The 23,387-nt window shown below is 67.6% G+C and carries 17 protein-coding genes; 13 read left to right on the forward strand and 4 right to left on the reverse strand.

Going from position 1 to position 23,387, the window contains the following annotated elements; all coding sequences use genetic code 11:
- Position 1: 1 nt before the first annotated feature.
- The 8 genes from IP92_RS27800 (at position 2) to IP92_RS27835 (ending at position 13,322) form a co-directional block, all read left to right on the forward strand.
- Positions 2-940 (forward strand): GlxA family transcriptional regulator, encoded by a 939-nt coding sequence (locus IP92_RS27800; protein ID WP_145881538.1) that lies wholly within the window; start codon positions 2-4, stop codon positions 938-940.
- Positions 941-1,178: 238 nt separating this feature from the next.
- Complete coding sequence (astC, locus tag IP92_RS27805; protein ID WP_145881539.1) at positions 1,179-2,423, forward strand: acetylornithine/succinylornithine family transaminase; 1,245 nt, start codon at positions 1,179-1,181, stop codon at positions 2,421-2,423.
- Positions 2,424-2,536: 113 nt separating this feature from the next.
- A complete protein-coding gene (locus IP92_RS27810) occupies positions 2,537-3,583 on the forward strand; it encodes an arginine N-succinyltransferase (RefSeq protein WP_145881542.1) in 1,047 nt (348 codons plus the stop codon).
- 10 nt (positions 3,584-3,593) lie between these two features.
- Entirely contained in the window at positions 3,594-4,643 is a 1,050-nt protein-coding gene (astA, locus tag IP92_RS27815; protein WP_145881544.1) for an arginine N-succinyltransferase, read from the forward strand.
- A complete protein-coding gene (gene astD / locus IP92_RS27820) occupies positions 4,636-6,111 on the forward strand; it encodes a succinylglutamate-semialdehyde dehydrogenase (RefSeq protein WP_145881546.1) in 1,476 nt (491 codons plus the stop codon). The genes astA and astD overlap by 8 nt, the downstream gene beginning before the upstream one ends.
- Positions 6,112-6,119: 8 nt before the next feature.
- Positions 6,120-7,457 (forward strand): N-succinylarginine dihydrolase, encoded by a 1,338-nt coding sequence (gene astB / locus IP92_RS27825; protein ID WP_145881549.1) that lies wholly within the window; start codon positions 6,120-6,122, stop codon positions 7,455-7,457.
- 89 nt (positions 7,458-7,546) lie between these two features.
- Positions 7,547-12,301, forward strand: a complete 4,755-nt coding sequence (locus tag IP92_RS27830) for an NAD-glutamate dehydrogenase domain-containing protein (protein ID WP_145881550.1) — start codon at positions 7,547-7,549, stop codon at positions 12,299-12,301.
- A gap of 1 nt (position 12,302) precedes the next feature.
- Positions 12,303-13,322, forward strand: coding sequence for a succinylglutamate desuccinylase (locus IP92_RS27835; protein ID WP_145881552.1), 1,020 nt, complete (start codon positions 12,303-12,305; stop codon positions 13,320-13,322).
- A 181-nt stretch (positions 13,323-13,503) separates the two neighbouring features.
- Here IP92_RS27835 and IP92_RS27840 read toward each other — a convergent pair whose 3' ends face one another.
- Positions 13,504-13,791, reverse strand: a complete 288-nt coding sequence (locus IP92_RS27840) for a hypothetical protein (RefSeq protein WP_145881554.1) — start codon at positions 13,789-13,791, stop codon at positions 13,504-13,506.
- A 167-nt stretch (positions 13,792-13,958) separates the two neighbouring features.
- Between IP92_RS27840 and IP92_RS27845 the strand changes: the two genes are divergently transcribed.
- The 4 genes from IP92_RS27845 to IP92_RS27860 all read left to right on the forward strand — a co-directional run bounded on the left by IP92_RS27845 (position 13,959) and on the right by IP92_RS27860 (position 19,261).
- A complete protein-coding gene (locus tag IP92_RS27845; protein WP_145881556.1) occupies positions 13,959-15,086 on the forward strand; it encodes an NADH:flavin oxidoreductase/NADH oxidase in 1,128 nt (375 codons plus the stop codon).
- Between the two features lie 15 nt (positions 15,087-15,101).
- Entirely contained in the window at positions 15,102-15,737 is a 636-nt protein-coding gene (locus tag IP92_RS27850) for an HAD-IA family hydrolase (RefSeq protein WP_145881558.1), read from the forward strand.
- Positions 15,738-15,867: 130 nt separating this feature from the next.
- Positions 15,868-17,337, forward strand: coding sequence for an APC family permease (locus tag IP92_RS27855; protein WP_145881560.1), 1,470 nt, complete (start codon positions 15,868-15,870; stop codon positions 17,335-17,337).
- A gap of 1 nt (position 17,338) precedes the next feature.
- On the forward strand, positions 17,339-19,261 hold the full coding sequence (locus IP92_RS27860) for a S9 family peptidase (protein WP_145881562.1): 1,923 nt from the start codon (positions 17,339-17,341) through the stop codon (positions 19,259-19,261).
- A gap of 174 nt (positions 19,262-19,435) precedes the next feature.
- On the opposite strand, the gene IP92_RS27865 is transcribed toward IP92_RS27860, so the two are convergent.
- From IP92_RS27865 to IP92_RS27875, 3 genes are all read right to left on the reverse strand, one after another.
- Positions 19,436-19,687, reverse strand: a complete 252-nt coding sequence (locus tag IP92_RS27865) for a hypothetical protein (RefSeq protein WP_145881564.1) — start codon at positions 19,685-19,687, stop codon at positions 19,436-19,438.
- A 121-nt stretch (positions 19,688-19,808) separates the two neighbouring features.
- Complete coding sequence (locus IP92_RS27870; protein WP_307724879.1) at positions 19,809-20,144, reverse strand: energy transducer TonB; 336 nt, start codon at positions 20,142-20,144, stop codon at positions 19,809-19,811.
- A 296-nt stretch (positions 20,145-20,440) separates the two neighbouring features.
- Positions 20,441-20,686 carry a hypothetical protein gene (locus tag IP92_RS27875; protein WP_145881568.1) on the reverse strand — a complete coding sequence of 82 codons (246 nt, stop codon included), beginning with the start codon at positions 20,684-20,686 and terminating at the stop codon, positions 20,441-20,443.
- A gap of 249 nt (positions 20,687-20,935) precedes the next feature.
- Between IP92_RS27875 and IP92_RS27880 the strand changes: the two genes are divergently transcribed.
- Entirely contained in the window at positions 20,936-23,335 is a 2,400-nt protein-coding gene (locus IP92_RS27880) for an ABC transporter permease (RefSeq protein WP_145881570.1), read from the forward strand.
- Positions 23,336-23,387: the final 52 nt, after the last annotated feature.

The raw sequence follows: 23,387 nt of genomic DNA on the forward strand, positions 1-23,387 counted from the left end.
GATGTCCTTCGCTAACCTCGCGCGGCTGGCCCGCGAACCCGCGCTGCGCATGCTGCTGGTGAACGCGGGCGATGCCGAAAGCCTGACCTGGTCCGGTCTTGTCCAGCCGCTGCGCCGCGCGCAGCGCGCCCACCCCGGCTTCACGCTCGACGTGCGCACGCTCGAGGCGGCGGCGCGCGAGCCGGGCGACGGCTGGCACGTGGCGCTGCTGGTCGCCGATGAGCAGCAGCCCGCGCCTCAGGCCGACCTGCTGCACGCGGCGCTGGAGCGCTGCCGCGGGGCCCAATACTGGGGCGGCGTCGGCGCGGCCGTGCTGTGGCTTGCCGAGCAGGGCCTGGCGGCCGGCGTGCGCATCGCGCTGCCGTGGGCCCTGTATGCCGATACCGAGGAAATCGCCGAGCGGGCCATCCTGACGCCGCACCTGTTCGAGCTGGACGGCCGGGTGCTCAGCTGCTGCGGCGGCGCGGCCAGCATCGACTTCGCGCTGACGCTGATCGAGCACCTGCTGGGCGGCGGCACCAGCGCCGTCGTCAAGGAAGCGCTGTGCATCGACCGCGTGCGCGGCGCCGAGGAACGCCAGCGCGTGGCCTTGCAGGCCCGCTTCGGCGCGCTGCAGCCGAAGCTGTCGGAAGCGGTCACGCTGATGGAGGCGAACATCGAGGAGCCGCTGTCCACCGACGACATCGCTCAGCTGGTCGGCCTGTCGCGGCGCCAGCTGGAGCGCCTGTTCAAGCAATACCTGGGCAGCCTGCCGTCGCGCTACTACCTCGAACTGCGCCTGCAGCGGGCGCGCCAGCTGCTGCTGGAAACCAACCATTCGATCGTGCAGGTAGGGCTGATGTGCGGTTTCTCGTCCGGCTCCCATTTCTCCACCGCATTCGGCGCGCTGTTCGGCAATACGCCGCGGGAGGAGCGGCAGCGCAAGCTGGCGGGGGCATAGGGTCAGGCCCGGCGCTGCGCGCCGGGCCTGACCCTAGACTTTGTATATTGGGGTTAAGTCTTGACGCGACCAACCCAAAATGCAACTTCTTGGGTCAGACCCAGCGGGTCCGACCCTGCACCGATATATAAAAATTCTTGTCGCACTTTCAAAAGAGTTTTAGCATCCCCGCTTTTACAATGGGTACTCACCGTGGACTTGCCGCGGCTGTACCTCTTAACTCTGATGGGGAATGCCAATGAACGCCAAGCTTGATTCGACTGTTACCACTCGCCCTGTCACCCGGCAGACGTATGACGAAGTGCTCGTGCCGACCTATGCGCCGGCCGCGATGGTACCGGTGCGAGCAGCGGGTCTGGAACTGTGGGACCAGGCCGGCAAGCGTTACCTGGACTTCACCTCCGGCATCGCCGTCGCGGCGCTCGGCCATTGCAACCCGATCGTCGTCGAGGCGCTGACCCGCCAGGCCAACACGCTGTGGCACCTGGGGAACGGCTACACGAACGAACCCGTGCTGCGCCTCGGCCTGGCGATGACGGAAGCGACGTTCGCCGACCGCGCGTTCTTCTGCAACTCCGGCGCGGAAGCCAACGAGGCCGCGCTGAAGCTGGCGCGCAAGCATGCGCACGCGAAGTTCGGCCCGCACAAGTCGCGCATCATCTCGTGCTTCAACTCGTTCCACGGCCGCACGCTGTTTACCGTGTCCGTCGGCGGCCAGTCGAAATACACCGAAGGCTTCGAGCCGCTGCCGCCGTCGATCGACCACATCCCGTACAACGACATCGAAGCGGCACGCGCCGCGATCGGCGACGACGTCTGCGCCGTGATCGTCGAGCCGGTGCAGGGCGAAGGCGGCGTGATGCCAGGTAATCCTGAATTCCTGCAGGAGCTCCGTGCACTGTGCGACAAGACCGGCGCGCTGCTGATCTTCGACGAAGTCCAGTGCGGCATGGGCCGTACCGGTTCGCTGTTCGCCTACATGGGCTATGGCGTGACGCCGGACATCCTGACGTCGGCCAAGGCGCTGGGCAACGGCTTCCCCGTCGCCGCGATGCTGACGACGCACGAGCTGGCGAAAGTCCTGTCCGTCGGCACCCACGGCACCACCTACGGCGGCAACCCGCTGGCCACCACCGTCGCGCTGACCGTGTTCGAGACGATCAACCAGCCGGCGTTCCTGGCCCGCGTGAAGGAAGCGAGCCTGTACCTGATCGAGCAGCTGGAAGAACTGATCCGCGACTATCCGCAGGTGTTCACCGCCGTGCGCGGCGCCGGCCTGTTGCTGGGCCTCGTCGTCGGCGAGGAGTTCAAGGGCCGCTCGAAGGACATCCAGCGCGCCGTCGAGGCGGAAGGCCTGATGGTGCTGATCGCCGGACCGGACGTCGTGCGCCTGGCTCCGGCGCTGATCGTCACCGACGCGCAGATCGACGAAGCGCTGCAACTGATGCGCAAGGGCCTGGACGCGCTGCTGGCGGCCAAGTAAGGCTGTGAAGCGGGCGCATTGCCCGCCATTCCAACGACAGCGTCGTCCATACAGCCCGCGCGGCTGCGTTCATCGCAGTGCGCGCGGGCGTTCTTATTCATACAGGAGTGCCTATGTACGTCGTCCGTCCGGTGGAAACCGCGGATATCCCTGCGCTCGAATCGCTGGCCGCGGTGACGATGCCCGGCGTGCACACGCTGCCGCGCAGCCGCGACAAGATCGAGCTGGCCGTCGAGCGCTCGCTCGCGTCGTTCGCGGCCCAGGTCGACATTCCCAGCGAGGAGTCGTACCTGTTCGTGCTCGAGTCACTGACGGAGCGCCACCCGGCCGAACGCCGCATCTGCGGCACGGCGGCGATCTTCGCTTCCGCCGGCTCGAACGGCACCTATTTCTCGTTCCGTAACGACGTCATCCAGCAGGTCTCGCGCGACCTGAACATCTGCCACAGCGTGCACGCGCTGACCCTGTGCTCGGAGCTGACGGCGTATTCGCAGCTGTCGTCGTTCTATGCCGATCCCGCGGTGCAGGACGGCCCGGAGGCGGCGCTGCTGTCCCGTTCCCGCCTGCTGTACGCATTGCAGCAACCGCAGCGCTTCGGCGACCGCTTCTTCGTGCCGCTGGCCGGCGTGACGGACGAAGCGGGCGAATCGCCGTTCTGGAACGCGCTGGGCCGCAAGTTCTTCAAGATGGACTTCCTCGATGCCGAACGGGTGATCGGCGGCGCGCGCAACCGCACGCTGATCGTCGAGCTGATGCCCCATTACCCCGTCTATGTGCCGCTGCTGCCCGGCGATGCGCAAGCCGTGATGGGCCAGATCCATCCTTCCGGCGAGCTGGCGTTCAACCTGCTGACGGCCGAAGGCTTCGAGGCCGACGAATACATCGACATCTTCGACGGCGGCCCGATCCTGCAGGCGCACAAGCACGCGCTGCGCACGTTCAACAGCTCGCAGACGCTGCGCGTGCGTACCGGCGCGTCGACGAGCCGCGAAGGCCAGCGCCTGAACTACGCGATCTCGAACAACGGCAGCGCCGGTTTTCGCGCGATCACACTTGCCTGCCCGGACCTGGACGGTGTCGAAGCCGTCGCATTGACACCGGAACTGCAAGACCTGCTGCGCGTCGCCGAGGGCGACAGCGTGACCTGCGTACGCATCTGAGGAGACACCCATGCTTGTTGTACGCGCCATCAACGAACGCGATCTGAACGGCCTGTTCGAACTGGCCAGCCAGGTCGGCACGGGCATGACGACGCTGAAACCGGACATGAAAATGCTCGGCGACCGCCTTGCCACCGCGTGCGCGTCGTTCGCCGAAACGATCCCGCCGGAAGAGCGGGACTACATGTTCGTCATGGAAGACACGGCGACCGGCCGGCTGGCCGGCGTCTGCGCGATCAAGGGCGCCGTCGGCCTGACGGAGCCGTTCTACAACTACCGGATCGGCACGCTGGTGCATTCGAGCCGCGAACTCTCCGTCTTCACGAAGATGGAGACGCTGTACCTGTCGAACGATCTGACCGGGTCGTCGGAACTGTGCTCGCTGTTCCTGCACCCGGACTACCGCACGGGGCACAACGGCAAGCTGCTGTCGAAAAGCCGCTTCCTGTTCATCGCCCAGTTCCCGCACCTGTTCACCGAAAAGATCATCGCCGAGATGCGCGGTTACCAGGCCGAGGACGGCAGCTCGCCGTTCTACGAAGGCCTGGGCCGGCACTTCTTCAAGATGGACTTCCACCACGTCGACGACCTGACGGCGCTGGGCAAGAAGTCGTTCATCGCCGAGCTGATGCCGCGCCAGCCGCTGTACATCGCCTACCTGCCGCAGGCGGCGCAGGACGTGGTGGGCCAGGTGCACAAGTCCACCGCGCCGGCGCGCCGGCTGCTGGAACAGGAAGGCATGCATTACGAAGGCTATGTCGACATCTTCGATGCCGGCCCCGTGCTGCAGGCGCGCGTCTCCGAACTGCGGGCGATCCGGCAGAGCGAGCTGGCCGTGATCGCGCCGGACGAGGACATCGTGCATGCCTGCGCGCCCGCGACGACGGAGCCGACGCTCGTGTCGAACACGACCCTGAAGGACTTCCGGATGATCGTCAGCGAAGCCGTCAACGTCAACGGCAGCATCGACCTGTCGTCCGCCGAACAACAACTGCTGCGCTGCCGTACCGGCGACACCGTGCGCACGCTGCCACTGAATGTGAGGAAGAACAATGCCTGAACCGACTCTGTCTAACCTGATCGCCGGCCAATGGCAGGCCGGCCACGGCGCCGGATTCGCCACCGTCAACCCGGCCACCGGTGCCGAGACGTGGCGCGGCAATGCCGCGTCGCCGGAAGACGTGGCGGCCGCGTGCGCCGCCGCCCGCAACGCCTTCGAGGCGTGGGCCGAGCGGCCGCTGGCCGAGCGCATCGCGATCGCGACGAAGTTCCGCGACCTGCTGAAGGAACATAACGAGGCGCTGGCCGAACTGATCGCCGAGGAAGTGGGCAAGCCGATGTGGGAAGCCCGCACGGAAGTGACGACGATGGCGAACAAGGTCGACATCTCGGTGCAGTCGTACAACGCGCGCACGGGCGAAGTGCACAACAAGGTGGCGGACGGCGAGGCCGTGCTGCGCCACCGGCCGCACGGCGTGTTCGCCGTGTTCGGCCCCTATAATTTCCCCGGCCACCTGCCGAACGGCCACATCGTGCCGGCCCTGATCGCCGGGAACACCGTCGTGTTCAAGCCCAGCGAATATGCGCCGCGCACGGCGATGAAGACGGTCGAGCTGTGGCAGCAGGCGGGCGTGCCGGCCGGCGTGATCAACCTCGTCAACGGCGGCCGCGATACCGGCGTGGCGCTCGGCGCCAACCCCGACATCGATGGCGTGCTGTTCACCGGCTCCAGCCAGACGGGCGCCGCGCTGCACCGCCAGTTCGGCGGCCAGCCGGGCAAGCTGCTGGCCCTCGAAATGGGCGGCAATAACCCGCTCGTCGTGTGGGACGTGCAGGACATCGACGCGGCCGTGTTCATGGCGATCCAGTCCGCGTTCATCTCCGCGGGCCAGCGCTGCACGTGCGCGCGCCGGCTCGTCGTGCAGAAGGGCGAGCGGGGCGATGCGTTCGTGCGCCGGCTCGTCGACGTGGCCGCGAAGATCCAGGTGGGCGAATCGCATGCCGAGCCTCAGCCGTTCATGGGCCCCGTGGTGTCCGCCGCCGTCGCCGAAAAGCTGGTGCAGGCGCAGCACGACATGGTCGCGAAGGGCGGCAAGCTGCTGCTGGAAATGAAGCAGCTGCAGCCGGGCACCGGCTTTGTGTCGGCCGGTATCGTCGACGTGACCGATGCGCAAGGCATTCCGGATGAAGAGTGGTTCGGCCCCCTGCTGCAGGTGTATCGCACGGACGATTTCAACGCGGCGCTGCGCATCGCGAACAACACGGCATTCGGCCTCGCGGCCGGGCTGCTGTCGAACGACGAGAGCCTGTGGAAGACGTTCCAGCTGCGCGCCCGCGCCGGCATCGTCAACTGGAACCGGCCGACGACGGGCGCGGCCAGCACGGCGCCGTTCGGCGGCGTCGGCAAGTCCGGCAACCACCGCCCGAGCGCCTACTACGCTGCGGACTATTGCGCCTATCCGGTCGCCTCGATCGAGAACAGCGAGCTGGCGCTGCCGGCCAAGCTGTCGCCGGGCCTGACGTTCTGAGGTGAGCAATGACGCGTGAATTCAATTTCGACGGCCTGGTGGGCCCGTCGCACAACTACGCCGGCCTCTCGTTCGGCAACGTCGCCTCGTTCAACAACGTCAAGAGCGCATCGAACCCGAAGCAGGCCGCGTTGCAGGGCCTGGCGAAAATGCGTGCGCTGGCCGCGCGCGGCTTCGCGCAGGGCGTGCTGCCGCCGCAGGCCCGCCCGAACTTTCGCCTGCTGCGCAGCCTGGGCTTCACGGGCAGCGATGCGGACGTGCTGGCGCGCGCTTACAAGGAGTCGCCCGTGATTCTGGCCTGTGCGTATTCTGCGTCGCCGATGTGGACCGCCAACGCGGCCACCGTCAGCCCGTCGCGCGACACGCAGGACGGCAAGGTGCACTTCACGCCGGCGAACCTGAACAACAAGCTGCACCGCTCGCACGAGCATGAGCAGTCGGCGCGCGCGCTGCGGGCGATTTTCCACGACGAGCGCCACTTCGCCGTGCACGATGCGCTGCCCGCCACGCCGGCGTTCGGCGACGAGGGCGCCGCCAACCACACGCGCCTGTGCCGCGAGCATGGCGCCGATGCGGTCGAAGTATTCGTCTACGGCCGCGTGGAATTCGACCCAGCCGCGCCGGCACCGAAGCGCTACCCGGCCCGGCAGACGCTGGAAGCCTCCCAGGCGGTGGCGCGGCTGCATGGGCTGTCCGCCGCGCACACCGTATACCTGCAGCAGAATCCAGACGTGATCGACCAGGGCGTGTTCCACAACGACGTGATCGCCGTCGGCAATGCGGACGTGCTGTTCTACCACGAGCAGGCATTCGCGGACGAGCAGGGCGCGCTGTTCCAGTTGCGCCAGGCGCTGGCCGGCGTTGATGCCGAGCTGCGCACGATCCGCGTCGCCACCAGCCAGGTGTCGGTGGCCGACGCGGTGCACAGCTACCTGTTCAACAGCCAGCTGCTGTCCAAGCCCGACGGCAGGATGGCCCTCGTGATCCCCCGCGAATGCGAGGAAAACGCGGCGGTGGCCCGCTATCTGGAGGAGCTGGTCGGGAGCGGCGGGCCGGTGGACGAGCTGATTCACTTCGACCTGCGCCAGAGCATGCGCAACGGCGGCGGGCCCGCCTGCCTGCGGCTGCGCGTGGCCCTCACCGATGGGGAGGCTGCGGCCATGCACCAGGGAGTATTGATGACCGAAGAGCTGTACCACAAGCTGGTGGGCTGGGTGGAAAAACACTATCGCGACCAACTGGAGCCGGCCGACCTGGCCGATCCGGCGCTGGCCGTCGAGGTGCGCACCGCACTGGAGGAACTGGAACGCCTCCTCGGGCTGCCAGGGTTGTATGATCTGAGTTGAACCAAGGACGGGGCCGGGCGATCCCCGGCCCGTCGCATGTTTGGCGTGGCCACGAGCCCGGCGCCATCACATCATTTACGGAGAAGCAGATGACGAAAATGCCGCAAGACCTGCGTAAGGAAACCCTGGATCTCGTCAACGCCGGCAAGGCCCCCGCGGGCAGCCCGGTACAGGCGCTGATCGCCGCATGGTTGAAGTCCCTCGACGACGAGGACCTGGCCGATACGCTGCCGGAGAGCCTTGCCCCGGTGCTGATCGAAGGCTTCACGCAGGCTGCCCGCCGCACCACGCAGGGCGCGCAGATCGCGCCGCTCCGTTACGTGGACGGCAGCAAGGGCATGGCCACCGCGCTGCTGATCCTGAACGATGACATGCCGTATCTCGTCGATTCGATCGTGATGGCGCTGCGCAAGCAGAAGATCCTCGTCAACGGTGTGCTGAACGCCGTGCTGCCCGTGACGCGCGACGGCGCCGGTGCCGTGACGGCCGTCGGCGAGCCGGGCGCGAAGCTGGAATCGTACGTGTTGTGCCTGTTGACGGAAGAGCTGGACGGCGCCCAGCTGCAGGAACTGACGGGCCGCATCGAGATGGTGGCGCGCGACGCCGCCGTCGTGAAACGCGACCTGCAGCCGATGAAGGACCGTTTCACCACCGTTGCCACGTCGGTGCAGGGGCAGGGCGAGGAGGGCCAGGAGGCCGCCGCCTTCCTGACCTGGGCGCGCGACGAGGGCTTCGAGGTGCACGGCTACGCCTACTACTTCGTGCAGCCGGGCCGCAAGGAGCTGGAGCGCGACGTGGCCTCGCGCATCGGCGTGCTGCAGGATACGTCGCACAGCGTGTACGGCACCTGCCTCGCGAACATCCCGGGCGACCCGGAAACGCTGGCGCACCGCGCCCATATCCTGTCGATCGTGAAGGCCGACGTGAGCGGCACCTTGCACCGCGACCAGCAGCTGGACTTCATCGGCGTGCGCGCCGTTGACGCCAATGGCAACCTCCTCGGCGAACACTGCTTCATCGGCCTGTTCACCCGCGCCGCGATGCTGACGCCGCTGGCGCGCCTGCCGTTCGCACGCGGCCGCATCGCGCAGGTGCTGAAGATCGCCAACCTGCGCCAGGAAGGCTTCCGCGCCGAGAAATTCATCGAGATCCTGGAATCGCTGCCGCGCACCGAAGCGCTGGAAGCGGATCCGCAATGGCTGGCCGAGGTGTGCAGCGCCGTCGTCTCGCTGTACAAGCAGCCGCGCACCAAGGTGTTCGCGCGGCGCGACGTGTATGCGCGCCACCTGAACGTGCTGGTGTACCTGCCGCGCGAACGCTACAGCGGCAGCGTGGCCAATGCGCTGGCGCGCGCCCTGCAGGAAAGCTCGGGCGCCACCCACGTCAGCTCGCAGACGCTGGTGGCGGATGGTCCGCTGGCCCGCCTGTACCTGATCGCCCACGCGGCGCGCTACCCGCTGGACCTGGAAAGCGACATCCAGCGCCCGCTGCTGTCGATCCTCGACGGTTGGCACAACAGCTTCTCGGAGCTGGCCGACGCGGTGCCGGACGAATCGCTGCGCAACAACCTGCGCCGCATCTGCGCGACCCTGCCGGTCGATTACGTCAGCGCCACCGAACCGGCCGTGGCCTTCCATGACCTGGACAAGATCCTGCGCAATGGCGCATCCGACCGGGCCGACGTGCGCATCGAACTGGGCACAGGCGTGGGCACAGGCGCGGGCAAAGGCACCGGCAACGAAGCGACGACGATCCGCATCTACACGGTGGACAAGACCCCGACCCTGTCGTCGATTCTGCCCGCGCTGCACAACGCCGGCGTGCTGATCGACCGCGAACGCGCACACACGATCAGGACCAGCGATGGCAAGCGCCACTTCGTGACGACGTTGACGGTGGACGCCACGTCCGCCGAGAAGCTGGCGCGGCCCGGTGTGGCCACTGTCGCGGAAGACCTGTTCGCGGCGCTGTTCAACGACGACATCGAGGACGGCCGCCTGAACGGCCTGGTGGTCGAAGGCGGGCTGAATCCGAAGCAGGTGCAGCTGGTGCGCGCCTACATGAGTTACTGGCGCCAGACCGGCACGCAGTTCTCGGTGCGCTACATCGCCGAAAGCCTGCGGCGCCAGCCGGCGTTCGTGAAGGAGATCGTCGACGCGTTCGAACAGCGCTTCGACCCGCGCCGCGGCGAAGGCGAACGCAGTGCCGCCCGCGAACAGCTGCTCGCATTGAAATCACGCGTGCCGCAGGTGAACCACGCCGACCTGGAAGTGATCCTGGGCGCGATGATCGACCTGGTGCTGGCCACCGTGCGCACCAGTTACTTCAAGCAAGGCCTGGGCGACCGCATCATCTTCAAGTTCGACACCAGCAACCTGGCGCTGCTGCCGGAACCGAAGCCGTACCGCGAAATCTACGTGTTCTCGCGCCGCTTCGAAGGCGTGCACCTGCGCGGCGGCCCGGTCGCCCGCGGCGGCCTGCGCTGGTCGGACCGGATGGAGGATTACCGCACCGAGGTGCTGGGCCTCGTGAAGGCGCAGATGGTGAAGAACGCCGTCATCGTGCCGGCCGGTGCGAAGGGCGGCTTCGTGTGCAAGCAGATGCCGGCCGGCGCCGCGCGCGACGTGATCGCGGCCGAGGGCGAAGCCGTGTACCGCCTGTTCATCGCCAGCCTGCTGGAAGTGACGGACAACCGCCAGCTGGGCAAGATCGTCCCGCCCGACGATACGGTGCGCTACGACAGCGACGACCCATACCTGGTCGTCGCGGCCGACAAGGGCACCGCGACGTTTTCCGACATCGCCAACAGCATCGCCGTGCAGCGCGGCTTCTGGCTGGGCGACGCGTTCGCGTCGGGCGGTTCGAACGGCTACGACCACAAGAAGCTGGGCATCACGGCGAAGGGCGCGTTCGAGGCCGTCAAGCGGCACTTCTATGAGATGGGCCACGACATGAACAGCACGCCGTTCACCGTCGTCGGCGTCGGCGACATGTCGGGCGACGTGTTCGGCAACGGCATGCTGCTGTCGAACCAGATCAAGCTGCTGGCCGCGTTCGACCACCGCCACATCTTCCTCGACCCGAACCCCGATACCGCGAAATCGTTCGCGGAACGCCAGCGCATGTTCGCGCTGCCCCGTTCGTCGTGGGACGATTACGACAAGAGCCTGATCTCGGAAGGCGGCGGCGTCTATCCACGCAACGTGCGCGCGATCGAGCTGTCGCCGCAAGTGCGTGAGGCGCTCGACATCGCCGAGACGGCACTCTCCCCCGACGAGCTGATGCACCGCATCCTGCTGGCGCCGGTGGACCTGTTCTACAACGGCGGCATCGGCACGTACATCAAGGCGTCCACCGAGACCAATGCGCAGGTGAAGGACCGCGCCAACGACCATATCCGCGTCAACGGCAATGAGCTGCGCTGCAAGGTCGTCGGCGAAGGGGGCAATCTGGGCGCCACGCAGGCCGGCCGCATCGAGTTCGCGCTGGCGGGCGGGCGCATCTTCACCGATGCGATCGACAACTCGGCCGGCGTGGATTGCTCGGACCACGAAGTGAACGCGAAGATCTGGCTGGACGTCGAAGTCAACGCGGGCCAGCTGTCCGAAGCGGACCGCAACCGCACGCTGAACGACATGACGGACGATATCGTCCGCCTCGTCCTGCGCGACAACACGCAGCAAACGCGCCTGCTGGTGCGCGAGTTGCAGGCGCAGTCGGATACGGCGGTGCAGAAGGGCTACGCGGCGCTGATCGCCAGCCTGGAAGAGGAAGGCGCGCTGTCGCGCGAGCTGGAGATGCTGCCTTCCGTGGCCGAGCTGGCGCGCCGCAAGGGCGACAACCGCGGCCTGACGACGCCGGAACTGGCCGTCGTCATCGCCAACGTGAAGAACCGCTATAAGCGCATCCTTGGCGCGATGCCGCTGACGGAGGAGAGCTGGGCCGAGTCGGTGCTGCGGCCTTACTTCCCGGCGCTGCTCGTGGAAACCCGTTCGCCGCTGGCGCACCCGCTGGCCAACGCGATCCTGGCGACGGTGCTGGCCAACGAGGTCGTCAACCGTTGCGGCCCGCTGATGATCCGCCAGCTCGCGCAAGAACACAATGTGCCGGAGGCGGACGTCATCCTGGCGTGGGGCCAGGCATGGTCGGCGCTGAACCTGAACCCCGTGTTCGACACGCTCGATGCCGATGCGTTGAGCGTGCCGCGCGACGTGTCGATGGCCGTCGATGCGCGCAGCCGTTCGGCGCTGAAGGCCGTGATGGAAGGCGTACTGGCCGTGCCGAAGAACCAGCTGCGCGGCAGTGCCGGCATCGCCGAACTGACGCAGCTGTTTGCCCACCCCGGCATGATCGGCCGCCTGGCCGCGGCCGGGCCGGCGTCGGAAGCGAGCGCCATCGGTGGCCTGCGCGAGGAGTTCGCCCAGGCGTGGCGCGCGCTGGAAGCGATGGAAGGCGTGGCGGCATTCCTGTTCGCGGCGCTGTCCGTGCAGCGCCCGGCCGGCATGGACATGCCGGGCTTCCTGGCGCTCGGCACCGCGCTGCGCGCCAAGACCGGCATCGATACGCTGGAGCGGGGCCTGAAGCTGCCCGCCACCAGCCGTTCGCAGGAACAGCTGCGCAGCTACGCGCTGCAGGCGCTGCGCCGCACGCAACAACGCCTGCTGGCGCACGTGCTGGCCAGCGTGTCGACGAGCGGCACGCGCGCGGTGGATACCGTCGTCGCCGGCCTGAACCTGCCGACGTTCAGCGTGCCGCAGGACCTGGAACAGGCGATGCTGGACGTGTGGACGCTGTCCGAAGCCGTCAACGGCAACAGCGCGGCGGGCAACCTGAAGGCGGCGTGAGATGGGGGAGGACTTGCAGGACAACCTGCCGGCTGAATTGCCGGCAGCGGTGCGGGCGCTGGCCGAAGCGGACTTCGGCGCCGTCGCGAAGAGCTTCGGTGACGCCGGCTTCGCCGTCACGCAACCGGCCGACGGCATCCTGACGATCCGCCGGCCCGGCACTGTACGGCCGGCCGTGCTGCTGTCGGTCGGCGTGCATGGCGACGAAACGGGGCCGATCGAGCTGACCGCGTATCTGCTCGATGCGCTGGAGCGGGAACCGGCCGCGCTGGCGGTGGACCTGATGCTCTGCGTCGGCAACATCGGCGCGATCCGTGCCGGCAAGCGCTTCATCGATGCGGACCTGAACCGCATGTTCCGTGCCGACCGGGGCAGCCTGGCCGGCACGGCGGAATCAAGCCGCGCGGACGAGATGATCGCCGCGACGGCCGCGTTCTTCGACGGCGCGGGACCGGAGCGCTGGCACCTGGACCTGCACACGGCGATCCGGCCATCGTACTACCCCACGTTCGCGATCGTGCCCGACCTGATCGCGGAGCAGGCCAAGGCGAAGCTGACGCATTGGCTGGGCGAGGCCGGCATCGGCGCGATCATCCTGAACCAGGCATCGGCGGGCACCTACAGCTACCACAGCGCCGAGCACCACGGCGCGGCCGGCACGACGGTGGAACTGGGCCGCATCGGCACGTTGGGTCGCAACGACCTGGCGCAATTCGCCGACGCCTCCGCCGCGCTGGACCGTCTGCTGCGCGGCCAACCGCAGGGAGGGAGCGATGCGCGGGCACGACAGGCGCCGCACGTCTTCCGGGTGGCGCAGAACATCACGAAGCTGTCCGACAACTTCACGATGGCCTTCGGCAAGGAGACGCAGAACTTCACGCCGCTGCAGCAAGGCGCCGAAATCGCGCGCGACGGCGCCACCGTCTACACCGTGCAGCACCCCCAGGAGTTCGTGGTATTCCCGAACCCCGACGTCCGCATCGGCCTGCGCGCCGGCATGATGGTGGTGCGGGTCGGCTGACGACGCATCAGCTCGTGTCCACTTCCTAACTTCCGGGGTCAGACCCGGACATCGGACACGAGCTCAGCCGTCCGGCGGTCGAGCTCGTGTCCTGTCGGGGTCTGACCCCAGAGGGACACGGGCTGAACCGTAGGGACGCAAAAAAGCCGCCCGCAGGCGGCTTGAAGGGCAAACGACGGGTTCAGGCCGACGCGAACTGGGTGGCGCCTGCTTGCGAGTTCTGCTGGCGCACCTTGCGTACGGCCGGCGCCGCGGGCAGATCGGCCCCGGCGGAAGCAGACGACGCCCGCGCGGCCGTGGCCGGGACAGGCGACGAAACTGACGGAGCGCCGTCGCGGCTCGCATCGGGCAGCCAGCCCACGATGGCCGCGGTCGCAACGAGCGACAGCATCAGCACGCCGCCAGCGGCCGCGGCCATCAGCGGATGCATGCGGGCGGAGGTCGTCGGGATCTTTTGATACAGCGTCATGGCAAACCTCCTGTTCTCGTTGGTCAATGGCGTAGTGCAAGATTAGCCTTATACCAACAGGTGGTCTAGCGTTTCACTGTATCAAAAGTAAGCACATGTAACGGTGCGGCCTGCATACAACGGCGATCCCCGCTACACTCGCGCAACCCCGTAGCGAAAGGACTTCCATGAGCCAGCTCTTCTCCCCGTTCACCCTCGGTTCCCTGCAGCTGAAGAACCGCATCGCGATCGCGCCGATGTGCCAGTATTCCGCCGTCGACGGCCACGCCACCGAATGGCACATGATCCACCTTGGCCATCTCGCGCTGTCCGGCGCCGCGCTGCTGACTCTCGAGGCGACTGCCGTCTCGCCCGAGGGCCGCATCTCGCCGCGCGACCTGGGGCTGTGGTCGGACGCGCACGCGCGCTCGCTGCAACCGGTGATCGCGGCGATCCGCAAGCATTCGCCGGTCCGCCTCGCCGTGCAGATCGCGCACGCAGGCCGCAAGGCATCGTCCAATGTGCCGTGGGAAGGCGGCGCCAATATCGCGCCCGGCGCCGGCGAAGGTAATGACCGCGGCTGGCAGACGGTGGCGCCGTCGGCCGTGCCCCATGCCGAAGGGGAGACCGTGCCGCTCGCGCTCGACGACGCTGGCCTGGCGAAAGTGAAGGACGACTTCGTGGCCACGGCCCGCCGCGTTCACGCGCTGGGCATCGAAGCCATCGAGGTGCACGGCGCGCACGGCTACCTGCTGCACCAGTTCCTGTCGCCGCTTGCGAACCAGCGCACCGACCGGTACGGCGGTTCGCTGGAAAACCGCATGCGCTTCCCGCTCGAAGTGTTCGAGGCCGTGCGCAACGCGGTGCCGAAGGAGGTTGCCGTCGGCATGCGCATTTCGGCCACCGATTGGGTCGAAGGCGGCTGGGATGTCGAGCAAAGCATCGTCTTCGCCAACGCGCTGAAGGAACTCGGCACGGACTTCATCCACGTCTCCAGCGGCGGCGTATCGCCGCGCCAGAAGATCCCCGTGGGCCCCGGCTACCAGATCCAGTTCGCCGAACGGATCCGCCATGCGACGGGCCTGCCGACGATCGGCGTGGGCCTGATCACGGAGCCGGAGCACGCCGAATCGATCATCCTGCAAGGCCAGGCGGACATGGTGGCGCTGGCCCGCGGCATCCTGTACGATCCGCGCTGGCCGTGGCACGCGGCCGCGAAGCTGGGCGCGCAGGTCGACGCGCCGCCGCAGTACTGGCGCTCCCAGCCCCACGACCTGAAACAGCTGTTCGGCGCAACGCGGCTCGGGCAGCGCTGAGCCATCCGGGGAACGATGCGCCAACGCCAATATGACCTGCTGATCTTCGACTTCGACGGCACGCTGGCCGACAGCTTCCCCTTCTTCCTCGACGTGTTCGATACGCTGGCCGACGCGCACCGCTTCCGCCGCCTGGACCGCGCCCGCCTCGACGAACTGCGCGGCCTCGACACCGTGCAGCTGATGGCCCACCTGGGCCTGCCGCGCTGGAAGCTGCTGCCGGTGGCCGTGCACTTTCGCGCGCTGATGGCGGCCCGCATCGGCGAGATCGCACTGTTCGACGGCATACGCGACGTGCTGCATGAGGCGGCCGCGCGTGGCACGCGCCTGGCGGTCGTCAGCTCCAATTCCGAGGCGAACGTGCGCCGCGTGCTGGGCACGGATGCCATGCTGTTTTCCCAGTACGAGTGCGGCGCGGCGCTGTTCGGCAAACCGCGCAAGCTGCGCCGCGTTGCGCAGGCCAGCGGTGTGGACGGCGCGCGCGTGCTGTGCATCGGCGACGAGGTGCGCGACATCGAGGCGGCCCATGCGGCGGGCCTGCATGCGGGTGCCGTCGGCTGGGGTTATGCGCGTCCGGACGTGCTGCGCAGCCGCGGGCCGCAACGGATGTTCGACACGGTCGCCGACCTGGCAACCGCGCTGGAAGGTTGAAGTCTCATTATTACCACTTGTTTTTTGCTCATCAAATTCCTTTAGGGAAGTCGCGATTATTGGCCCTATAATCGCGACTTCATTTGCCCGGCGCCACGAGCACCCGGCATCACCGTGATAAGGAAAACCTGTGAGCCAAACGCTGGTCCAGAAACTCACCCGTACCAAAACCATTGAGCGCGAAGTCGAACACACCCACGCCACCGGCGGGCTGGTTCGTTCGATGGGCCTGTTCTCGCTGACGATGATCGGCGTCGGTGCCACGATCGGTACCGGCATCTTCTTCACGATGGTCGAGGCGGTGCCGAAGGCCGGGCCGGCGGTGATCCTGTCGTTCCTGCTGGCCGCGCTGACGGCGGGCCTGACCGCGCTGTGCTATGCCGAACTGGCATTCCGCATTCCCGCATCCGGCTCCTCATATTCGTTCGCGTATGCGACCGTCGGCGAATTCCTCGCCTTCATCATGGCCGCCTGCCTGCTGCTCGAATACGGGCTGGCCGCCAGCGCCACGGCGATCGGCTGGTCCGACTACCTGAACAACTTCCTCGGCAATGCGTTCGGCTGGCACATCCCGTCGCTCTTGCGCACACCGATGATCGTCTCGAAGCCCGAGGGCATCATCTTCAATGTAGGCCACATCAACCTGCCGCCGATCATCCTCGTGGGCCTGTGCTGCTTCCTGCTGGCGCGCGGCGCCAAGGAATCGGCGCGCACCAACGCGATCATGGTGATCATCAAGCTGGCGATCCTGCTGTTTTTCGTCGCAATCGCGCTGACGGGCTTCGATGCCGCCAACTTCACGCCGTTCTTCAAGGTCGAAGGCGAGAAGGGCTTGCTGGGCATGGCCGGCGTGACCGCTGCCGCGGGCACCGTGTTCTTTTCGTTCATCGGCCTGGACACCGTGGCCACCGCCGGCGAGGAAGTGCACAACCCGAAGCGCAACGTCCCGCTGGGCATCCTGGCCGCGCTGGGCATCGTCACCGTGTTCTACCTGCTGGTCGCCGTCGCAGCACTGGGCGCGCAGCCGGCCCACATGTTCGAAGGCCAGGAAGCGGGCCTCGCCGTGATCCTGCAGAACGTGACGGGCAAGGCATGGCCCGCGCTGGTGCTGTCGGCCGGCGCCGTCATCTCCGTGTTTTCCGTCACGCTGGTGACGATCTACGGCCAGACCCGCATCCTGTACGCGATCTCGCGCGACGGCCTGATCTCGAAGAGCTTCCACAAGGTGCACGCGCGTACCGCTTCGCCGGTGATCAACACGATCATCGTCAGCATCGTCGTCGGCCTGGTGGCCGGCTTCGTCGACGCCACCTTCCTGTGGGACATGGTGAGCATGGGCACGCTGACGGCGTTCATCGTCGTCTCCATCGCGGTGCCCGTCATGCGCATGAAGGAGCGCCGCGCCGGTACGTACAAGAAGGGCGGCTTCCGCGTGCCGTTCGGGCCTTACGTGGTACCGGGCCTGTCGATCGGCGCCTGCCTCTACCTGATGATCGGCCTGTCGAACACGACGCGCGTGATCTTCGCCATCTGGATGGCCGCCGCGATCCTCACGTACTTCGGCTACGGCATCCGCAATTCCCGTCTGAACAAGGTTTGACATGCAATTGAAAGCCGTCGCCGGTGCCGCGTTCGCGGCGTCGGTCACTCTCGCGTGGGCGGATGCACCGGCCCACCACGTCGCCGTGCGCGACTACAAGGCCGTCGCACTGGCACCATCCGGCGAGCGCATCGCCGCCATCGAGTCGGTCGACGACGGTGTGCCCGGCAAGCGTGCACACGCCATCGTCGTCGTGCGCGACGCCCGCAGCGGCCGCGTGCTGCACGAATACGACCCATGCAAGGCGTGCACCTACGATCGCCCGAGCTGGTCGCCGGACGGCAAGACCGTCGCGTTCATCGGCAGCGCAGGCGGCAAGGCGATGCTGTATGCCGGCACGCGGCTGCTCGCCACCGTGGACGGCAACGCCAACACGGCACGCTGGTCGCCGGACGGCAAGCAGCTCGCCTTGCTGGCGACGCTCGGCGCAAAGAAGGAAACCGGTGCCACGGCGGCCGGCGCGCGGCTCGTCGGCGAGATCGGCAGCAACGAGGATGCGCAGCGCATCGCCACTGTGCCCGCCGCCGGCGGCACGGTCAAGCTGCTGTCGCCGGCAGACACCTTCATCTACGAATACGACTGGACGCCGGACGGCAACGGCTTCGTGGCCACCGGCGCGCAGGGTAACGGCGACAACAACTGGTGGGTGGCCAAGCTCGCCCACGTGGATGCCTCGAGCGGCGCGCTGCGCGTGATCGCAACGCCGGCCACGCAGCTGAACATGCCGCGCGTGTCGCCGGACGGCGGCACGGTCGCCTTCATCGGCGGCCTGATGAGCGACTTCGGCTCGGTCGGCGGCGACCTGTACACGGTGCCGCTCGCCGGCGGCACGCCGAAGAACATCACGCCCGGCTTCAAGGGCACGTTCAACGGCATCGCATGGAAATCGGCTGGCCTGGTCGGCACCGCGTTGATGGGCGACCAGCTGAAGGTGCTGCGCGTGGGCGTGGCCGATGGCGCAACGACCGAGCTGTGGTCCGCCCCGGTGACGGCGGCGGGCGGCACCGATGGCCGGCTGTCGTTCAGCGCCGATGGCGCCGCGGCGGCCGGCGCGGTCGAGGACTTCGAACGGGGCCCGCGCCTGATTGCTGGCACGCTGCCCGAACTGGCCCAGGTCACGCACGACAACGACAGCCTCGTGCCGCAAGTGGCCGTGCGCAACGTCGCCTGGCAGAACGAAGGTTATGCGAACCAAGGCTGGCTCGTCGGCCCGCTGCGCACCGAGCCGGGCAAGCGTTACCCGATGATCGTGCAGGTGCACGGCGGCCCGGCATCGGCCGCGACGCCACGCTACCTGTCCGCCGCATCGAACCCGAACGTGCATGCGCTGGTGGGCGCCGGCTATTTCGTGTTGATGCCGAACCCGCGCGGCAGCTTCGGCCAGGGCCAGGCATTCGCCAGCGCGAACCGGCGCGACTTCGGCGGCGGCGACCTGCGCGACATCCTCGCCGGCGTGGACGCGGCCGCGCAGGCGGCACCCGTCGATACGGCGCGCCTCGGCCTGATGGGCCATTCGTATGGCGGCTTCATGACGATGTGGGGCGTGACGCACAGCGACCGCTTCAAGGCGGCCGTGGCCGGCGCGGGCGTGGCGAACTGGATCAGCTACTACGGCCAGAACGGCATCGACCAGTGGATGGTGCCGTTCTTCGGCGCCACGATGTACGACGATCCGGCGATCTACCGCAAGCTGTCGCCGATCGAATACATCAAGGCGGCGCGCACGCCGACGCTCGTGTACGTGGGCGAGCGCGACGTCGAAACGCCCGCTGCGCAATCGATGGAATTCTGGCACGGCCTGAAGGCGCTGAACGTGCCGACGGCGCTGGTAATCTACGAGGGCGAAGGCCACGGCATCCGCAAACCGGAGCACAAGGACGATCTGCGTAAGCGCATCGTCGAGTGGTTCAACCGCTACCTGTAACAAAAAAGCCGGCGATGCCGGCTTTTTCTTTGATGGGGGAGTTTGTTACCGCTGAGCTGGTCGCAAAACAACACCGGGGACAGTCCCCAAGCTGCTGAGCTGGTAGCTAAACAACACCAGGGACAGTCCCTAAACTGCTGAGCTGGTTGCTAAACAACAGCCGGGACTGGCGCCTCAGATCGCGGCGGCCTGCTTGCGCAGTTCCGCTGCGCGGTGCGGCAGCGTGGCTTCGAGCTCGTCGGCCTCGCGCAGCAGCGACATGCGCATGCCCACCTTGTAGTACGAAGGCACGCTCATCGACGTGCTGCCATGCGAAGCGGCCAGTGCCGCCGGCGTCGCACGGAGTACGCCTTGCAGCCAGGCGATCACGGCACGGCCGGCGTGGTCCAGGAAGCTGGCGGTAGGGGTGGCGGTGGCGGTCGTCATGGCTTGCTCCAGATAATTAGTTGATGCAGTGCAGTATAAAATCGCAGCAGAAATAAAAATACTTTTGGTTCGTGATGTGTCTCATCCGCCGGGCGTATATCTGCCCGGCGGATGAAGCAGATCAGTCCAGCTTCCAGGCGTAGTCGACGCGGGTCCACGTGTCAGCCGGGGCGCCGTCCTTCGTGCCCGGCGTGAACTTGCAGGTGGCGACGGATTTCACGGCAGCCTTGTCCAGCGTGCGGTAGCCGCTCGACTTCTCGACGCGGGCATCCTTCACCTGGCCGCCGGCCGAGACCAGCAGCGCCATGGAGACCTTGCCTTCTTCATCGTTCACCAGCGCGGCGCGGGGGTAGTCGGCCTTGCATTTGTCGACGTCCGGAGCGGCCGGCACGACGGCGGCGGAAGCGGCACCGGTGACGAACACGGCAGCGATCAGGCCCAGCAGAGATTTGTTCAAAGACAGATTCGTAGACATTTGTTTTCCCCTTGAGTGAAGTGAATGTGGTGCCACGTTGGTCGCGGCGGTCTCCGAATTGACGTTGTTGCATCGCAGTATAAGGAGGGTCCAGTCATCAGGCTACTTTTTGTTCATGATGCTTTTCATATCGAACATGAATAACCTGAAGAGCAAAAGCAGTCTGGTCATCACGGCTGCGCATGATGCCGCTATCGTTCCGGTGATAAAGGTTGTTTTCGCACAGGAAATAAAAAAGCCGGCAGAAGCCGGCTTTCCTCGGGGGGGCGGTGCGGAGTTCAGTCGCGGCCGGCCAGGTTGCGCAGCTCGGCGGCTTGCGACGGCGACGTGGCATCGAAGTCCTTCGCGAGGCGCAGCAGGGCGGCGCGGTCGCGCAGCGCCGAGGCTTGCGACACGCTGCCGTGCGAAGCGGCGGCGGTGGCGGGGGCCAGCGCGAACAGGGCGCGGGCGAAGTTCAGGGCAGCGCGGCCGACGTTGTCCAGATAACCGCCGGTGGCTTGGGTAGTGATGATTGCGGTAGACATGGCAGACTCCTGTGTACGTTGTTGCAGTGCAGTATAGGACGTCCGCAGTCATCATTAAAGTTTTCGTTTGTGATGTAGCGCATACAGAAAACGTATAGTTATCAATAGGAAAAGAGGTTCTGTCCACAAGCGGACGGCATCACTGTCCGCTTCCGAACGGTACAGGCGGCACCGTGGCTGGGCACCCGCTGAAGCCGTGCTGGCACGCCGTTTGCACTCTGGACAAGCTTTCATACTGGGGAGAGCCGCATGGCTTGGTTCGATTTTCGGGTGGGCTGGCGCGCACTGGCGCGGCGGCCACTGCAGGCGGTGACGATGCTGGCCGGCCTGGCGGTCGCACTGGCCGCGGCGTTCCTGCTGCTGGGCTTCGTGCATTATTCGTTCAGCTACGACAGCACGGTGCCGGACAACCGCAACGTCTACGTGTTCAAGCACAGGCTGAACCTGCTGGCGCAGCCCCAGTGGGTGGAGCAGATGCCGCTGCCGGCCTATGAAGTGCTGGCGAACAGCGGCCTGCCGCTGACGCTGTGCTCCGTGCTGCCGCACCGCGAAACGCTGCAGCTGGGCGGCACGTGGCGCGACATCACGTTCACCGAAGTGAGCGACACGTTCCCGGCGTTGTTCGGCGTGCGCGCCACGGAAGGCGACCTGGCCGCCGTGCTGGCCCGGCCGGACGGCCTGGCGCTGACGCCCGCCGGCGCGCTGGCGCTGTTCGGCACCGCGAACGCGCTGGGCCGCACGGTGCGCGTGAGCGGCGCTGCGCTGCGCGTGCTGGCGCTGCTGCCCGAGCCGCCGCCCAATACGACGGTGACGTACATGGCGCTGGTGGGCACGAAGACGGCGCTGTGGGCGCCCGGCGGGCGCGATCGGATGCGCAAGGAATGGATGGCGCTGGCCGGCAAGCTGTTCGTCAAAATGGGGCCGGGCGTGCAACCGGAAGCGGCGCGCGCGCTGATGCAGCGGGAAGCGGAGCGGGTCACCGCGCAACTGGTCGGCGCGGACACGGTGCGCCGGCTGGGCACCGTCGTCGAAGTGGGCATCACGCCGCTGGCGGACGCGTACTTCGACACCAGCGTCGCCGCCTTCCACGGCGGGCCGCGCGCCGCGAAGGCGGGCGTGCTGGCGCTGGCCGCGCTGGCTGTGCTGATCCTCGTGCTGGCGGCCACGAACTACGTCAACCTGGCCACGCTGCGGGTGCTGGAACGCGCCCGCGAAATCGCGATCCGCAAGACGCTGGGCGCTGGCACGGGCAGGCTGGCCACGCAGTTCATGACCGAATCGGTCGTCGCCGCGCTGGCCGCGACGGCGGCCGGGCTGCTGCTCGCGTGGCTGCTGCTGCCCGTCTTTGCCGGCTTGATGGACCGGCCGCTGGCGGCCGTGCTGTCGCCGGCCACGGTGCTGGCCGCCGTGGCGCTGGGCCTTGCCGTCGGCCTGGTTTGCGGCATCTGGCCGGCCCGCCTCGCGCTGCGCGTGCTGCCGGGGCAGGCGCTATCCGGCCGGGCCGGCAGCGAACCGGGCGGCGCGTGGCTGCGCCGCGCACTGACCGTGTTCCAGTTCGCCGCGGCGATCGCGCTGTGCGCGCTGGCGTTGGCGATCGGCTGGCAGGCACGCTATGCCGCGCAGGCGGATCCGGGCTTTGCGCTGGACGACTACCACGTGCTGCGGATGCCGGAGGCCGCCCCCAAGGAAACGAAGCTGGCGTTCCGTGCCGCGCTGGCGCGCGTGCCGGATGTGGCGGGCGCCACCACGATCGACCAGGCCTTCGGCGACCCCGCCATTCCGATGAGCGCAGCATTTCGCCGCGAGGGTGGCGACGAGCGCCGCATCGACATGGTGATGGCCGGGCCGCAGTTCTTCGCCACCACGCGCGTCAAGCCCCTGGCGGGGCGCACGTTCGACGCCGCGCGGCCCGCCTTACCCCAGGCGCGCGACGTGATGCTGAACGAATCGGCCGCGCTGGCGCTGGGCTTTGCATCCGGCGCGGCGGCGGTAGGGCAGGCGATCGGCGGGCCGGCGGAGGGGCCGCTGCGCATCGTCGGCATCGTGCCGCCGCTGCGCCACAAGGACTTGCGCCAGGCGCCGCGGCCGCTGGTGTACATGGTCGACCAGGGCGACGCCAACGTGCTGCTGATGCGCAGCGCGCTCGGTGCCGAGGCGCTGGAGAACGGCCTCGCGCCGCTGTGGCGGCATTACTTCCCTGGCCATCCGCTGGCGGTGCGCCCGGCCCGCGCCGCGTTCGAGGACAGCGGCGCGGACGACCGCCGCGCGGCCCGCCTCCTGACGCTGGGCTGCCTCGTCGCCACCGGCATCGCGGCCTCCGGCATCTATGCGCTGGCGGCGGCCGGCGTGCGCAAGCGCGGCCGCGAGATCGTGCTGCGCAAGCTGCACGGTGCCAGCCGCGGCGCCATCGCCCTGCTGGTCGGCACCGAGTTCGCGCTGCTGTTGCTGGCTGCGGGCGCGCTGGCATTGCCGCCCAGCGCCCTGGCCATTGCGCGCTACCTGGCGGGATTCTCGTCCGCCAGCACGGCCACGTGGTGGGCGCTGCCGGCGGCGCTCGCGCTGGGGGCACTGGTCGCGCTGGCGGCCACGCTGCGCCACGCGCTGACGGCGCTGCGGTTGTCCCCCGCGGCGGCACTCAGGCAAGGGTGACTAGTGCGGATCGGCGACTCGATCTTGCAAATGAGAAGTGTTATCATTTCCA

The organism is Pseudoduganella flava (assembly GCF_007830495.1).
Classification (GTDB): domain Bacteria; phylum Pseudomonadota; class Gammaproteobacteria; order Burkholderiales; family Burkholderiaceae_D; genus Rugamonas; species Rugamonas flava.

Coding starts and splice junctions, on each gene's coding strand:
- IP92_RS27840 (WP_145881554.1), bottom strand. CDS start 13,791: ATGACGCTGTATCAAAAGATCCCGACGACCTCCGCCCGCATGCATCCG.
- astC (WP_145881539.1), top strand. CDS start 1,179: ATGAACGCCAAGCTTGATTCGACTGTTACCACTCGCCCTGTCACCCGG.
- IP92_RS27880 (WP_145881570.1), top strand. CDS start 20,936: ATGGCTTGGTTCGATTTTCGGGTGGGCTGGCGCGCACTGGCGCGGCGG.
- IP92_RS27830 (WP_145881550.1), top strand. CDS start 7,547: ATGACGAAAATGCCGCAAGACCTGCGTAAGGAAACCCTGGATCTCGTC.
- IP92_RS27860 (WP_145881562.1), top strand. CDS start 17,339: ATGCAATTGAAAGCCGTCGCCGGTGCCGCGTTCGCGGCGTCGGTCACT.
- IP92_RS27845 (WP_145881556.1), top strand. CDS start 13,959: ATGAGCCAGCTCTTCTCCCCGTTCACCCTCGGTTCCCTGCAGCTGAAG.
- IP92_RS27835 (WP_145881552.1), top strand. CDS start 12,303: ATGGGGGAGGACTTGCAGGACAACCTGCCGGCTGAATTGCCGGCAGCG.
- astB (WP_145881549.1), top strand. CDS start 6,120: ATGACGCGTGAATTCAATTTCGACGGCCTGGTGGGCCCGTCGCACAAC.
- IP92_RS27810 (WP_145881542.1), top strand. CDS start 2,537: ATGTACGTCGTCCGTCCGGTGGAAACCGCGGATATCCCTGCGCTCGAA.
- IP92_RS27800 (WP_145881538.1), top strand. CDS start 2: ATGTCCTTCGCTAACCTCGCGCGGCTGGCCCGCGAACCCGCGCTGCGC.
- IP92_RS27865 (WP_145881564.1), bottom strand. CDS start 19,687: ATGACGACCGCCACCGCCACCCCTACCGCCAGCTTCCTGGACCACGCC.
- astD (WP_145881546.1), top strand. CDS start 4,636: ATGCCTGAACCGACTCTGTCTAACCTGATCGCCGGCCAATGGCAGGCC.
- IP92_RS27875 (WP_145881568.1), bottom strand. CDS start 20,686: ATGTCTACCGCAATCATCACTACCCAAGCCACCGGCGGTTATCTGGAC.
- IP92_RS27850 (WP_145881558.1), top strand. CDS start 15,102: ATGCGCCAACGCCAATATGACCTGCTGATCTTCGACTTCGACGGCACG.
- astA (WP_145881544.1), top strand. CDS start 3,594: ATGCTTGTTGTACGCGCCATCAACGAACGCGATCTGAACGGCCTGTTC.